Source organism: Oligoflexus tunisiensis (genome assembly GCF_001748245.1).
GTDB lineage: Bacteria > Bdellovibrionota_B > Oligoflexia > Oligoflexales > Oligoflexaceae > Oligoflexus > Oligoflexus tunisiensis.
The window spans coordinates 6,470,960-6,485,829 of the sequence record NZ_BDFO01000001.1 but is presented as its reverse complement, the minus strand read 5'-3'; the positions used below and the strand labels follow the sequence as shown (position 1 = coordinate 6,485,829).

Below are 14,870 nucleotides of genomic sequence, written 5' to 3'. Positions count from 1 at the left end.
GGGATCCAACATGAAAGCTATGCAACGTCTGACAGCGCTTCTGCTGATGCTCGGATCCCTCTCCTGTGTGGAGCAGGCGGATCCGCGCGCTGATGCGCCGATCCTTATCGATACCAGCGATCGCTTCCTCGGCTCGAATCTGGCCGGGAATCTGATCACGACCGCGATGCAAAAAGAGCTGGATGTGGACATCGTCTTCTATCCCAGCGATTATCTGCCCTCGAATGGCTATGCGATTCTGAACAAGGACCTCACCGAGGAAGAGATCGATCAGCAGCTTCTGCCGATCTATCCTTCCGGTGACAAGGATCTCTTCCGCGTGGGCACCCTGCGCGGATCGGATATTCGCGAGTTCATCCTGAATCGCAGCAACAAGTTCTACCGCGTGGACCTTCAGGTCGCTGGCGTGGAGTACAACGTTCAGTATGAAGGTGGTCTGCCCACCATCTACCAGGTGACCAGACCGCATGGTCTGCCGCTGGATGATGACGCCAACTACCGCGTGGCCATCAGCAATGAGGCTTACTTCAGCCCCTTCCCGGGCTATCGCTACGGCAACGGCTTTGAAAACATCTTCCAGTTCGAACCCGATGATTATTCAGCCAGGGATACTCTGAAAGCGTATCTGCAAAAGCTGAAGAGTCTTCCGCTTCTGAACGAGGAACGTGCGACCATCCGGATGCACACCCGGGGTGTTGTCGAGGGCGCGGTGTCGATTCCTGAACTTCAGGGCGAAGCACATCTTTCCCCTTATCGTGGCAAAATCGTGACCACCCAGGGTGTGATCACGGCTGCAGCCCCGATTGAGGAAGGAGCCACGGAACTCTACATCCAAACGGAAAATGATGACGGCAATCCTTTGACCTCGAATGCCATCAACGTGTATCTGACCGGTTCCCGAACCGATCTGGTGGCCGGTGTGCGGGTTCAGGTGACGGGCACCGTCTATGAAGTCATGACCGCTCAAGGTCTGACCCGGACGGCGATTCGCGAGGTTACGGATATTTCCATCCTGGAAACGGGTCTTCCCCTGCCCGAACCGGTTTCGATCGGTCCCGGTGGACTGCAGGTCCCGAATGCTGTGGTGTCCAGCTATCGTGGCAACATCAACCAGAAGGACAAGCTCAATCCCGCCGATGGTCTTGATTTTTGGGAAGCCCTCGAAGGCATGCGCATTCGTCTGGTGCGACCCGAGGTGGTCGGCTTCCGCGGCGGCAAGGAAAAGTATGATGACAACAAACGGTATCTGACGCTCTTTGTCCGTCCCGAAGGAGCCAGCCCGGTTGAGCAGCTGTCGGCTGCCAATGGTCTTCTCTACAATCCTTTGGCTCAGGACTTTAACCCGGAAGTGGTGCGGATTTCCGATCATGAATTGGCACCAAATGTTCGGCCTGAGTATGCTTTCAACGTCGGGGACAAGTTCTCCTATGACCTCGAAGGCATCCTGAGCTTTCAAACCAACACCTTTGGTGATGGTGAGTTTGCCATGTTCGTCACTGGCACCTTTACGGCGACGTCGGACCTTAAAAGCCTGGATGAGCGGCCCAAAACGCAGCTTCAAGGTGATGCCGATCACGTGACGATCGGGACGTTCAACGTGGAGAACCTGTCGGGTATTTTGGAAAGCCGCATCAAGCGGATGGCTTTGGCGGTCAGTACCAACCTGGGATGTCCGGATGTTCTCAATCTTCCGGAAATTCAGGACAACAACGGTGTGGACTTCGCGGAAGGATCCGCTGCGGACATTACCCTGAGTTCGATCATTCAGAATATCAACTGTCCCGGTTCCGACTATCGGGCTCTGAATATCGATCCCGTTCCCAACTCAGACGGTGGCGAGCCGGGTGGCAACATCCGTGTGGCCATGATTTACAATGCGGCCCGCATTCAGTTTGAACGCGTGGGCAATGCCGGGCCTCTGGACGATACCTATGTCGTTCAGGGCGGCCGCTTGAATCAGAACCCAGGTCGTCTCTTTCCGAATGATGAAGCCTTTATGCGGACCCGTAAACCCCTGGTGGCCGAGTTCTCGTTCAAGGGTCAAAGGTTTTACGTCATTGGCGTGCACTTGAATTCCAAGTTGGGCGACAGCAGCCCCTGGTCGATCGAACAGCCGGTGATCTTCCGCTCCGATATCGGACGGTCGAAACTCACCGGTCGCATCAATCGCTTTATCGCGGACCTGCTTTCTCAGGACCGCAACGCGAAAATTCTGGTGGTGGGTGACTTCAATGCCTATTGGCACGAGGCCTCCATGAGAATTCTGGCCGGCGATTATATGCAAAATCTGATGACCTATGGGAATCTGGTCCCTCAGAATATGTGGTATACCAGCAACTATGATGGCAATGCGTCAGCGATCGACCATATTGTGGTGAGCAAGGCCCTGCTCCAGCATGAGCCGGAACTGGACATCATTCACCTGAACTCGGACTTCATGGATAAGATCTCGGATCATGATGCTCTGGTCGCCCGCTTCCGCTTCTAAACCCTTCGTTCCATGGCTGGCGCTTCACCCTGCGGAGCGTTCAGCCACCGCTAGATCCGGCACGAGGCGCGCTTTCTTCAGATAAAGATGGAAGGTCGTCCCGTGCTCTGACGGATTGATTTCCGCCGATGTGCTCTCGACCTGAATCCGACCGCCATATTTTTCCACGAACGACTTCACGATGGGCATGCCAAAGCCAGTCCCTTTTTCGCCAGCAGTTCCGGGCCGGGTGGTCTGACGTGTGGGATCAAAGATGGCCTGAGCGATTTCCTCGGACATGCCGACGCCGGCGTCGATGATGGAGACATGAACCAGCTCGTCCTCAACCTGCGCCACGATTCGGACTTTGGAGCCCGGGAAGGAGAATTTCAGGGCGTTGGAGACGAGGTTGTTGAAGACATGATTGCTCAGGGATACGGGGTCGGCAAAGACGCCGATGCCATCCGGCAGCTGATTTTCAATTTCCAGGCAGATTTGCTTTTCCGTCAGACGGTCGCGGAAGATTAAATTCAGGTCATCAAACATGCGCTCCAGGTTCACCGGCGCAATGGTGATATTGCGTTTCCCGGAATCCACAGCCTCCATCTCGCGCACGTTGGACAGGATGTCCGCCATGAGCTGGGCCGCACGGGAGAGCGTTTTATATTTGGCCTGTTTCTTCTCTTCGGAAATGCGGTTATTGGCAAAGAGCTCCAGCAACCCCGTGATCAGAACCAGGGGATTGGAAAGGTCGTGACAGAGAACGCGGAGCAGGGTGGCCTTGGTTTCGGCCGTCCGCGTCAGAGCCTGCGTTTTCTCTTCGACCGTATGCTCCAGTTCCACTTTGTGCTTTTCAATGGTCTGGATCTTGTCCAGGATCTCATTGTTCTTGTTGTTGATGCTCTGCACCATCACATCGAGTTCATCCTCCCGGGCCGACCGGCGTTCCAGTTTGAGAGGCTGGGACTGATCCTTGGATTCCAGGTAACGCACGATATGGATGAGATGCCGTGTGATGCGTTTGCGAAGCAGGAAGATCACATAAACGGCCAGCAGGAGTGTCTTCAGAATATTGGTGATCAGAATGTTCAGCGAGAGGCCGTAGGTTCGCGAAATGACCGCGTCCAAACTGAGGCTGATGGTCAGAGTTCCGATCGCGATCGCGCTGTGGTCCTGGTTGGTGAAGGCGACTTCCACCTCGCGGGTGAGATAGCGTGAACCCGATTTCTCACCGAGGGAGCTTGTAAAATCCGAATCATTGGCTTTGATTTCAACATAGGCCACGTCCGGCAGACTCTTGATACCAGCCAGAATCAGACGTGCCTGGTCCTCATCAATTTGCCAGAGGGCGGCGGCCACAGCGGGAATGTAACTGCTCTCGATCAGTTCAAACCGGGATTTCACCCGATCCACATCCTTGCGGTATTCGATGTAGATCTGAATCACACTGGCCAGCACAGCAATGCAGGCACTGACCACAAAAATGTGGATGGCTGTGCTGTTGCCCAGGCTCTTCAGAATCTTCTTGCCCATGCCGGTTCCAATTCCCAATCGTACAAAAGGCGACACCTTCTGTTCGGTTTTCCTTATGGAATTTTTAGGGCGCCACCCGTTGACGGCGACCGGGGGGATCTTAGGGGCTGCTTCAAGGTGAGGATAGTAAAGAAATTTTGAACGGATTTTCCAATGTACCAAAAGGTTCTGGGGGGAATTTTTGTCCATGACGTGAAACGCGCCCAGGCCGGAGGCCGACCTGGGATGCGATTGTCATCTGTTTTAAAAGCTTTTCGTGGCGCTTCGCAGGGGAGAGTTTTGATAAATCTGGAGAGCCTCCGGCATGTGCTGGTTCAAAGCCTTGGCACGACGGATCGGATCCGGGTGCGTGGACAGAATTTCAGGCGGACGACTGCCGCTCTGAGAGCCCATGCGTTCCCAAAGTCCGATCGCCTCCCGCGGATCAAAGCCAGCTTTCGCCATATACTCCAGACCCACACGATCCGCTTCGGATTCGTGATAACGACTGAAGGGCAAGGCCACACCAAACTGAGCCCCGATGCCGAGCAGGCCGGCAATCGTGTTCTTGTACTTCGAATCCGAAAAGGTCAGGGAAGCCATGGTCATGCCCATCTGCATGACCATCTGCTGACTCACACGCTCAGCCGAGTGCCTGAGCGTGGCATGAGCCACCTCATGGCCGATCACCGCCGCGAGAGCCGCATTGTTTTTGGCCACAGGAATGATGCCGGTGTAGACCGCGACCTTGCCACCTGGCAGGCAGAAGGCATTGATCGTCTTCGGATCATCAATGACCGTGAATTCCCACTCATAGTCCACGCCACTGGCCTGAGCGATGCGTCGACCGATGTCAGCCACCGCAGCATTCAAGGCCGGGTTTTTGGAGATTTTGGATTTGGCCAGCATTTCCTGGTAGGCCTGCTCACCCATGCTGTTCATCTGGCTGTCCGAGACCAGATTCAGCTGGCTGCGGCCGGTTTCAGGTGACGTCACGCAAGCGACCGCCGTCCCTAAAATCGCCGCGGCCACAAAGCCAAAAACGAGTTGTTTGCCCATCGTGTGTTTCCTTGCAGTATCAAATTTTTTGCAGCAGTGCGGATCCCCAGGTCAAGCCGCTGCCGACCACGGCCAGGACGATCAAGTCGCCTGATTTGAAGCGATCCCAATGCATCGAGAGGACGGAAGGGGCTCCGGCAGCGCCCTGATTGCCCAACGCTTCCACATTGTGCAGATGCTGGTCGTCGCTGAAACCCAGGCGTTCCGCGGCCGAAGTCACCATGCGAAGATTGGCCTGATGACCGGTGAACCAGGTGATGTCTTTTGCGGTCAGCTGATTGCGTTCCAGAATGCTGTGGGTTGTTTCCAGGGTCTTGGAAATCGCAAACTTCTGGACAGCCTTGCCGTTCTGCGAGAAGCATTCGCTGTCAGGAATCTTGACCAGATCATGACCGCTCGGATCGGATACGATGATGGTATCGATAACCCTGAGCGAGCCGGGCTTAGGCTGATCCGAAATGATCGCGGCCGAGCAACCATCGCCGAACAGGATGCAGGAATTGCGATCCGTAAAATCCATGCGCAGGGAATAGCGCTCGGGATTGAAGATGGCAATTTTCCTGTGAGCACCGGATCGAATCAGATTTCGGCCCAGATGCAGATTCAGCACGAACGAGCTGCAGGCGGAGTTGGCGTCAAAGGTCAGGCAACTGAGACCCAGACGATCCGCGATCGTACTGGCGTTGGCCGGGATATCGAAATCCGGAATGGACGTCCCACAGATCAATGCATCGATCGCGGTGGGATTCAGATCAGGATATCGCTTCCGTAGAAGGGCCCAGGCCGGTTCCGACATCGTGGCGATGGTCATCACCCGGCCTTCGCTCCGCAGCTGCTCCAGCGTTTTTTCGCCGCGACGCAGAGCCCGGATATCGTCCTTTTGCAGGACGCTGCGACGAGCCTGAATGCCGGTTCGTTCCTCGCCCCAGGCGGAATCCGAGCCGATATCAAGCTCTTCAAAAAACGCGTTATCAACCACCGTCTCAGGATGGTAATGCCCCAGGGCGTGGATATATACGGCTGAATCTGTCATCGGTTACCGTTCCTTTTATCAGTTGGTATACATCCCGCCGTTCACATGCAGCGTCGAACCCGTGATGTAGGAGGCGCCATCCGATGCAAGAAAGCAGACGCAGGCTGCAACTTCATCCGGACTGCCGAGGCGTTTGAGCGGCACCTTGCCGAGGATCGCTTCCTTGGCTTCTCCCGGCAGAGCATCGGTCATATCCGTTTTGATAAAGCCAGGAGCCACGCAGTTGGCGAGGATGCCAAAGCCCGCGAGGTCGGCGGCAATGCTTTTCGTGAATGCTGTGATCGCGCCTTTGGAAGCGGCATACATGCTTTGTCCGGCATTGCCGGTGTGACCCACAACGGAGGTGAGGTTGATGATGCGACCCGTTTTTTGTTTGATCATGTGCTTGGAAACAAATTTGGTCAGGTTGAAAACCGACTTCAAATTCACGTCAAGGATCTGATCAAAATCGCTGGGCTTGGCAAAGGTGATGAGCTGATCAATGCTCATGCCCGCGTTGTTTACGAGAACATCGATACGACCAAAGGCATCCTTCACCTGCTTGGCGAGATCCTTGCACTGTTCTTCGCTGCTCAGATCGGCTTGAAAAATCTTCGAGCCTGGCATGCTATCCGCGGCTTCTTTCGCGAGGTGTTCCTGCGAACGGTAATGAATGGCGACCAAATAACCCTGTTTGGCGAGGGCTTCGGCGCAAGCGCGGCCGATACCGCGAGAGGCTCCGGTCACAAGAGCTACCTTTTGTTCCATAATGACATCCTTCAGGTGAGTCAAAAGTCAAAAAATCCCCATTTTTTGCAAGGATTAGGTACCATTTTTCTCCCCCTTGGACAACAAGGATGCATAAAGCCTGCGTTTGACAGGCTTTTTATGGTGTTAAATTGTGCACTATGGAATGGCCGGGAAGGGCGGTCAGGACGCGGACTTATGTTGCTTGGATTGCTTCTGGAGGGCCACAACCATGTTCTTGCCCTGCTCCTTGGCACGCAAAAGGCTGCTGTCGGCGGTGCGCGTCAGTTCCTCAACATTTTGCATATTTTTAGTGCTGCCCTCGAAGGTGGCGATGCCGAGAGACAGCGTGACCTGAACACTGTGATGGCCGTTGTCGTAGGTATGCTCGGCGACTTTGGCCCTGAGACGATCGGCCACGATCCAGGCGCCCTGCAGATCGGTTTCCGGCAGGACGATGATAAATTCGTCACCCCCGTAACGAGCGGCATAGTCAATATCGAGGCGAATGGAATCACTGATTTCCTGGCCGATCTGCGCGATCACATAGGAACCGGTGAGATGATCATAAGCATCATTCACCCTTTTGAAATTATCGATGTCGAGCATGATCATCGACACGGACTTTTGATAGCGTTCCGCCCGCTTGAATTCATTACGGATCTGCCGGGCCATGAAACGCATGTTGTAAAGACCTGTCAGCTCATCGGTGAGCGAGAGCTTTTTCAGGCGCTCATTGGCCCTTTGAAGCTTGGCGTTGACGTCACTGAGTTCCTTCATTGTGGCCCGAACCCGCAGAGCGGACTTGACCAGAGCCTTGATCTGGAAGATGACCTGGGCCTTGCTGCCGAAGGCATCAGCACCGTAAGTGAGGCTCTTTTCGATGGACTCCGGATCCTGGCTGGCGGTGATCATCACGACACCGATGTAGTCCCTGAGCGGGCGGGTCCGGAGGACCTTGCAGATATCGTAGCCGGATATGCCGGGCAGGTTGATGTCGAGGACCACCACATCGGGCTTGAGCTGCTCGATCACACCCAGGGCTTCCTCTCCGGAGAGCAGGGTTTCCAGCTGGAAGCTGCGACCCAGACACTTCTTATAGGTCAGCACGTCCGCAGGATTGTCCTCGACGATCAGAACCACGGGTTTTTCTTTGCTGTTCATGGGAGTCTGGGTTCTCCAACAAGCGGCGTTTCAACTTTAGCCAATCTTTCGAATGGTGCCCTTGGCCACATGGCTTTCCAATCCATCGGAAATGATGAACATCCCTTGAATGATGGAGGCCGTGCTTTTCCAAATACTGTCCAAATTATTGCTGGCGTCCGGATGAAATCCCTCATGAGCCGCACGGTTACGGAAATCCTGGAACACGTGCAGTTCCTTGCAAAAGTGCAGCAGCTGATCCTGGGACATGTTGGTAATATGGAAAAGTTTTCCCAAACCATAGCGACAGTCATGTCGGGAGAAGCAGATAAAGAAGATGGCAAAGGCCTTGAGGCCATCCAGGGTGAAACGCTTGCCTGGCCGGAACTGACAGATCGCCCGCAGCATCTTGCGAAGTTTGAAGCGGCTGAAGAAGGGGATCGTGTTGATGATCGGCAGATGCTCAATATAGCCTTCGAAGTCATCCATCGCGGAAGGAATGGGACGGGCATAGCCGATGACGTCGAGCTTGCGTTGCAGGATGCCCTGCCTGATCAAATCTGAACAGTGCTGCTCGAATTTCTCGCGGAAGCTGAGCTCCAAAGCCTTGTACTGCATATCGATGGCCGGACTCAGGTCGATGGTGCCCAGGTTGTTGCCGGCCTGCTCAACCTGCAGATGGAAGAACTGGGCGGTGCGCAGGGCGCGTTTGACTTCACTCGACAGCTGCTCGTAGCGATCGATTTTCTGCGACAGGAGTTTGTCCAGATCGATCGTGGTGGGCTGCTGCGGCAGGCTCGTATTTGTGGGGCTGGGTTTGATCTGATCCTCGACGACCAGAAGACTGGAGATGGCATCACGCAATTCGATCAGCATGCTATCGCGCATGGTGCGATAGTTGAGATCGTTGAGCGCGGAACGCAGCTCCGCCTGCAGGTGACTGACATCGAGTTCGTGCAGGAGCTGGGTGATTTCGAGCTGCAGGTTGGCGCTGACGTTGGGACGGGTGAGGAAGGCCACCAGTTCCTGGGACGCCCGCACCGTACCGATGCCCTGCAGGGCGTAGATCACCGAACGCAGCACCGGCTCTTCCGAACTGCGGATGAAATCAAGCAATTTCAAGGCGGCTGCATCCGAACCATGGAAGCGGCCGAGGGTATCGATAAAACAGATCTGGAAAAGATCCGGGGCCTGTCGCGCCTTGGTGGAGAGCGCCTCGATCCGATCGGCAGACGGATTTTTCCAGGCCGCGATGAGGGAGGCCCAGAAATCATCGCCTTTGGGATCGGGCAGTTTTTTATCATGATAGGCGATCGCAAAGAAGGTATGGCGGCTGGCATCCTGAGGCGGAAATTCCTTTTCCCAAAGGCCGAGGCCTTTGACTTCGCCGGATTTGTCCTTGTTGAAGGCGGCCAGCATCTGCTGGCGCTCGTCAAAGACCTTGCCGAAGACACTGGCGCCACCGGCTTCGGCATTCAGAAGAGCTGAGTAACGGGGCAGAAGACTCGTGAGGATCTCCGCCGCATTGGGGACGGTCTGCAGCACTTTTTTAAGATGGTCCAGCACCTTGAGCTGGGCATTATAATCAAGGAAGGGGCCCACCACGTTCAGGGCGAGGACCAGCACCTCGGGACGGTTGTTGGTGATCAGCATGTCCTTCAGAATTTTCGGCTGAACACCCGCGAAGAATTCCCAGCTCTGTTCCGAGATGGTCGGGAACTTTTTTTCCGCCAGCTGCTCAAAGAGCCAGCAGAGGATCGGGGCTTCGATATGATGGCGATCCCAGATGCTGGGCCAGTTGTCCATGATGGTGGCTTCGTCCGTCGCCGTGGGCTGGCGGCCGATCAGCTGATTCAGGGTGGAGAGTTCCTTTTCCCAGCGATTGCCTTCATGATTCGCATTCATGAATTGTGACCAGATGCCGCTAAAGGATTGATTGACCTTTTGTGCCTTGGCCCATTGCGGATCATTACGGAAGACATAGGCAAGAAAGTAAGGCAGCGTTTTTTCCGCCACCGACGAGGCGTGATAGCTGCCCTCGATGCCGCGTTTCGCCAGATTGAGGACGCGATCGGAGGCAACCCCGAACTGCAGCGCGCGGAAACAAAGCAGGGAGATGAACGCGGCGGACATATCCTCGAGGCCGTCCATGTCCACGAGCTTTTGAATCAGGGGAAAGCCACCGCCGAACCAGGCAAGATCAAGCAGGGTGTAACGCATGCGCTGCGGGGTCAGCGGGGAAAGGCTGAGAGGCAGCGTGCGATGCCACATGATGCAGTCGGTGCGCAGGGCCCATTCCCAGAGAGCGGCGGAAGCCACGTTCTGGTCCCAGCGCATGAGCTGGCTCGTCAGATAATCCTCGAATGCCAGCCGTTGTTTGGCGCTCGTACTCCGTAGAATGGCGATATGTTCATCGGCATTCAATTTCAGCTTGAGCAGATCGGCGCTCAGGGAGATCGGCATCCACATATTCTTTTCGCGCAGGGTTTGCAGGATGCGCAGACGATCCTCGGCATGGGCACTATGCAGATAGCTGTCGACCAATTGGGCTTCTTCCATCGGAGAACTCCGTGTCCGTGACGTCACCGGAATACTGTACAGTATGGCTCCATCCATCTTATCATGAAAACATAGCTCCATTAAGGGTGGTACATGGAATTCGCGCAAGCCTTGCGGCTCTGGATGGCGATCGCCCTGCTCCTGAGCTCTGCTTTGCGGCCGACTTTGGCTGCAGATAAAAAGCCGGCCAGGGTTCTGCCATTTGACCAACTTAAACATTACCAGGTGGCTTTGGAAAAAGGCCTTTACGCGGTGTATCGCGAGAAGGATATGGTTTTAACCAGTAGCCGAACGGCGAAGTTTTACCTGAAGTCCCAATACAATGAGACGGCCAAGGAGCAGGATCTGGGCTTTGGCAGTTTGCATGTCCCTACGGATAAGAGTGAACGGGTGCCCTTCCCGGAGAATGAAAGTGAAAAGCGGATCCGTGGCATCCTGCCTCTGGGGCCGCACTGGTTTTTCCTGGACGCCGAACGGCGGCAGTTTGCTCTGTGGCATCACGACAGGAAGATCTGGTTGCGGCCAGCCGATATCATCCTCGATCTGGCCAAACCACCTCGTGATCCACGCGGGGAACCCACACGCAGCGAAGTGGCGGAATTGCGACGGGGTTTTACCCGGGCTTTTTCCAGAGTGCAGCAGGACAACAACGAACTTTTTGGGGGACTGGCGCCTATCCCCAGCTTTTGGAAGGACCGCGATGGGAGCCAGTTCCTGATGCTGCTGCGGGTTCCGGGAACGCCTTTGATGACCGTCCGCTGCCAGGGCCGCAATATGGACAAGTGCCAGGCGATGCGGGCCTGCTTTATTCACGGCCTGCCCAGTCATCTGGTTGAGGAACTTTACGGATTGGCTGTGGATCCGGTCCGCAAGGAACTTTTGATCGGCAATCCAGGTGAACGCCGGATCATGCGTTTCAAAGCACCCAGCTGCTATCACATTGCACATCTTAGGACTCGGGATGATATCGGATTGCCTGAACAGCTGAAGGATCTAAGCAGTCTATTCATCGATGCCGATCGCAATCTTTGGCTGACAACGCTTCGACCGGATCTTTATAAGAGCGCCTCCTTGTTTCGCTTTGATGCCTCGGTCTGGGCTCCTGAACCCACGCCTGCAAAATGATTTCATGACCTGCGCCGCACGAGGGCGGGATGGGGAAAGACCTGCGCCATCCCGCGGCTTCATTTGAAATTTCTCAAACGAATGAACGATTTGCACATGACTTTGACCTTGCAATGGTCGAGCGAATCTGCTCTACTGAACCCATAATTCAAAGCAAAAGTGAATCCAGCTTGATACGCTGCGAGACGAGCGCAGACCTATGCGGTCTTGTGGTGCGGGGGCGAAGGATGGGGGACTTCGGGTCGGTCTCTTTCTCAGAATGGGAAAGAGCACCGGCCTGCAGGTGAACGGGGGGCTCGCGCCCTGCGTTGATCAGAAGGTGGCGCCCACATTGATGCCGATCACCGCGCCGCGCAGTTGTCGATAGTTGCTGTTGCCTCGGGGATAGGGGCAATCTTCAGCATTATTGAGACAACGTCTCCAGGGCCAGCCGACCGAGATATTGGCGGAACCAAGCGGTGTCAGCAGATTACCGGCTATGCCGTAGGACAAATAGTTTTTTGTCCAAAGGTACTGCGGGTGGCGGATTAAGTCGTCCAGCTGATAGGGTTCGTTATCATAGAGTTCGGGGGGCTTGATCTCGGCTTCCGCGGGAGCCTTGGCGAAGTCCTCGCGGATCAGACGCTCCTCGGTCGGTGAAAAGAAGCTGTTGTTCGCATCAAAAAACGTCGTCAACGCAAACGTATCCTGCACCAGCTGATAGCGGAATTCCAAACGCTGCGACGCAAGACGCGACCCGCCATAGAAGTTGTCTCTTGTCTCAATCACACCGGTTTTCTCATCGCGTGTCGTGCTGGTCAGGACCGGACCCAGCGTATTCTCCCGAAAGCCACGATTGGTTTCAGGACCTCCGCTCAGAAGGCGCTCCGAAGTGGGCAGGACGTTGGGCGCATCACGGCGCTTGATATTGTTGTAGCTGGTGTAACTCGTGCCGACGGCCAGCACAAAATTCTCGAAGAACTCGTGATAGACGTTAAAGCTGAACGACCACTTGTTGTATTTGATGTCGCCACCAAAGACAAAGTCGGCGAGGCTGAGTTCGGTGGCCAGACGAAAACCCCGCGTCGGCCAGCCGAGGTTGTTCCGCCCATCCGTGACATGACGCAAACCAATTTCCCGAACCTGAAGGATTCCAGGCTCGATCAGCGTCGCGCGTTTGACCCCTTCCTCCGCCTCGACACTGACTTCCTTATAAAGGGAGAAGAGCGACAGATCCGTGCGCGGTGCAAAATTCCGCAGGCGATGGCTGGCAATGGCTTCCGCAGCGCGACTGACTTCCCATGACGTGTCGCGTGCCAGACCCTGGTGGTTGAAGGTCAGCGTGCCATCGACAGGGAAATTGAAGAGCCAGGGTTCGATATAACCGACACCCACGTAACGACCCAGCAGGGTTTTGTCGGCCAGGGGCGTCTGGCTTTTTTCCTCGCTCAGGGTGCCCTTGCTGAAAATCTTGCGGCCGCGACCGCCGATATTATTGTAGGCGCTCTCAATGGTGAACCGCATGCCGTCACTCAAGCTCCAGCCGGGTCCGAAGCTGACCGTACCGGAACGGGCCTCGCGGACGATGACGGTATAAGGGACGGTGGTGTCACCGGAACTGGTCTTGGTTTCGCTGGGCGTGATACTGACCGAACTGAAAAGCCCGAGATCCACGAGCGCCTGACGGCTTTCCTCGACCTGTTCCGGATCAAACCAGTCACCCTCTTCAAAGCGGAGTTCACGCGTGACCACATCCGCATCGGTTTTAACCAGGCCTTTGACCGAGATCTCACCAAACTTCGACCGCGCCCCTTCCTGAATATTCAGCACGACCTTGGTTTCAACATCGCGGAACTGGCGGTTCTGCACCAGCTCCAGATTCATTTGCACCTGGAGGTAGCCGACGCTGCGATAGGCCTGGCGCAGAACTTTTTCAAAGTCGATGAGATGCTGCCAGGCGAGAGGCTCCTTTTTATCCACCACGAGCATGGATTCGATGACATCGGTTGGCAACGCCTTGTTGCCGGTGACGACCAGGCCATCATAGAGCCGTCGTTTGCCTTCCCGCACAACATAGACGAGTTTGACCTCACCTGTGCTCGGATTTTTGATCACGCGTGGGTCAAAAACCTTGGCATCCCAAAAGCCGCGTTCCTTGTAAATGGCCTGCAGGGTTTCGCGGCCTCTTTGCGCCAGATCCTGACTGAAGATGGGCTGGTTGCTGAGACCGGCCGTGAGGCCCATGACATCGGTCGCCTCCTCCTGCGTCAGGGCATTGAGGCCTTCGAACTGCACCTCGGTCACGAGATACTCGGGACCCGGACGGACCTCGAATTGATATTCAATGGTTTCCGTGTCCGGTGTGTGGGGCGGCAGCTGGCGGATTTCCACATCATCATAGCCCTGCGCTTTATACTGACGCATGATTTCGGAAGCCATGGCATCGGGATCGGTAATGGAGGGATCCACGGCATTCAGCTCATCCCCAAAAATCGTGGATATCAGGCCGACGGATTTGATGGGACTGATGATGCGAACCTGAATTTTCTTGCCCAGCGTGCCCATGATTTTCAGCGTGGCCGTGTTGGTGCGGGGATCAAAAACAAGGTCGGGACTTTGGATACGCTGCTGATTGTAGCCGGCGTCGACAAGTTCCGCTTCCAGCTCGGTGAGTCGATTGCGAATTTCATCGGCCTCACAGTACATGCCTATGCGATAGGGATTGTCGATGCCGGGTGGCAGAGGAAAGCTGAAATCGATCCGGGCGATGGTACAGGGCCAGCCCTCGTCGATCGCGGCTTCATAGAGAATGCCACCGCGATGCGGACGCTCGGCAATCTGCACCTTGGCCAGATAATAACTGTGTTCCTTGAGGACCTTGAAGATTTCCTCCTGAAGCTGCTTACGCACCTCCTGGGTATTGGTGAGGCCCACATATTTGTTCACCTTGTTTTCAACCGCCAGACGGATGCTGCGGGTCAGACTGTAGATGCGCACTTCGCTGACGGTGTCCGCGCTGATGACTTTGATGAGGATGCGGTTGCCAGCATCCTCGGCGCTGACCTCGGCCATGGGTTCAGCCAGATTGATGGCTCGGAGGAGATTGCTGAGATCCTCAGGCGTCTGGATATCGGGGAAATCGCGCTGCAGGTCCTCGACATTCAGGCGCAAGGGACGGCTGCCAGGCGCAAATTCCCAGGGCTTGGCCCATGCAGGATGGGCCAATAGGATGCCGAGCATGAAAATTAGAAAACGCAAACGCCTCTC

At 55.4% G+C, this 14,870-nt stretch carries 9 protein-coding genes; 2 read left to right on the top strand and 7 right to left on the bottom strand.

What is annotated here, in order from left to right:
- Window positions 1-10: 10 nt before the first annotated feature.
- A complete protein-coding gene (locus OLTU_RS26825; protein WP_141735805.1) occupies window positions 11-2,488 on the top strand; it encodes a DUF8508 domain-containing protein in 2,478 nt (825 codons plus the stop codon).
- A gap of 24 nt (window positions 2,489-2,512) precedes the next feature.
- Here OLTU_RS26825 and OLTU_RS26820 read toward each other — a convergent pair whose 3' ends face one another.
- The 6 genes from OLTU_RS26820 to OLTU_RS26795 all read right to left on the bottom strand — a co-directional run bounded on the left by OLTU_RS26820 (window position 2,513) and on the right by OLTU_RS26795 (window position 10,499).
- Complete coding sequence (locus tag OLTU_RS26820; protein WP_176736998.1) at window positions 2,513-4,000, bottom strand: ATP-binding protein; 1,488 nt, start codon at window positions 3,998-4,000, stop codon at window positions 2,513-2,515.
- Between the two features lie 243 nt (window positions 4,001-4,243).
- On the bottom strand, window positions 4,244-5,038 hold the full coding sequence (locus tag OLTU_RS26815) for a M48 family metallopeptidase (RefSeq protein ID WP_141735803.1): 795 nt from the start codon (window positions 5,036-5,038) through the stop codon (window positions 4,244-4,246).
- 19 nt (window positions 5,039-5,057) lie between these two features.
- The gene (locus tag OLTU_RS26810; RefSeq protein WP_141735802.1) at window positions 5,058-6,071 is read right to left on the bottom strand and encodes a ketoacyl-ACP synthase III; all 1,014 of its coding nucleotides are present in this window, start codon (window positions 6,069-6,071) and stop codon (window positions 5,058-5,060) included.
- Window positions 6,072-6,089: 18 nt separating this feature from the next.
- Window positions 6,090-6,818 (bottom strand): beta-ketoacyl-ACP reductase, encoded by a 729-nt coding sequence (locus OLTU_RS26805; RefSeq protein WP_141735801.1) that lies wholly within the window; start codon window positions 6,816-6,818, stop codon window positions 6,090-6,092.
- Window positions 6,819-6,980: 162 nt separating this feature from the next.
- A complete protein-coding gene (locus OLTU_RS26800) occupies window positions 6,981-7,961 on the bottom strand; it encodes a GGDEF domain-containing response regulator (RefSeq protein ID WP_141735800.1) in 981 nt (326 codons plus the stop codon).
- Window positions 7,962-7,997: 36 nt separating this feature from the next.
- Window positions 7,998-10,499 carry a HEAT repeat domain-containing protein gene (locus tag OLTU_RS26795; protein ID WP_141735799.1) on the bottom strand — a complete coding sequence of 834 codons (2,502 nt, stop codon included), beginning with the start codon at window positions 10,497-10,499 and terminating at the stop codon, window positions 7,998-8,000.
- 93 nt (window positions 10,500-10,592) lie between these two features.
- On the opposite strand from OLTU_RS26795, the gene OLTU_RS26790 reads away from it, so the two are divergent.
- Window positions 10,593-11,624, top strand: coding sequence for a hypothetical protein (locus OLTU_RS26790; protein WP_141735798.1), 1,032 nt, complete (start codon window positions 10,593-10,595; stop codon window positions 11,622-11,624).
- A 312-nt stretch (window positions 11,625-11,936) separates the two neighbouring features.
- Here OLTU_RS26790 and OLTU_RS26785 read toward each other — a convergent pair whose 3' ends face one another.
- A complete protein-coding gene (locus OLTU_RS26785; protein ID WP_141735797.1) occupies window positions 11,937-14,861 on the bottom strand; it encodes a BamA/OMP85 family outer membrane protein in 2,925 nt (974 codons plus the stop codon).
- Window positions 14,862-14,870 lie beyond the last annotated feature (9 nt).

Bases quoted from the DNA above. Each gene is read 5' to 3' on its own strand.
- OLTU_RS26825 (WP_141735805.1), top strand. From the start codon at position 11: ATGAAAGCTATGCAACGTCTGACAGCGCTTCTGCTGATGCTCGGATCC.
- OLTU_RS26820 (WP_176736998.1), bottom strand. From the start codon at position 4,000: ATGGGCAAGAAGATTCTGAAGAGCCTGGGCAACAGCACAGCCATCCAC.
- OLTU_RS26815 (WP_141735803.1), bottom strand. From the start codon at position 5,038: ATGGGCAAACAACTCGTTTTTGGCTTTGTGGCCGCGGCGATTTTAGGG.
- OLTU_RS26810 (WP_141735802.1), bottom strand. From the start codon at position 6,071: ATGACAGATTCAGCCGTATATATCCACGCCCTGGGGCATTACCATCCT.
- OLTU_RS26805 (WP_141735801.1), bottom strand. From the start codon at position 6,818: ATGGAACAAAAGGTAGCTCTTGTGACCGGAGCCTCTCGCGGTATCGGC.
- OLTU_RS26800 (WP_141735800.1), bottom strand. From the start codon at position 7,961: ATGAACAGCAAAGAAAAACCCGTGGTTCTGATCGTCGAGGACAATCCT.
- OLTU_RS26795 (WP_141735799.1), bottom strand. From the start codon at position 10,499: ATGGAAGAAGCCCAATTGGTCGACAGCTATCTGCATAGTGCCCATGCC.
- OLTU_RS26790 (WP_141735798.1), top strand. From the start codon at position 10,593: ATGGAATTCGCGCAAGCCTTGCGGCTCTGGATGGCGATCGCCCTGCTC.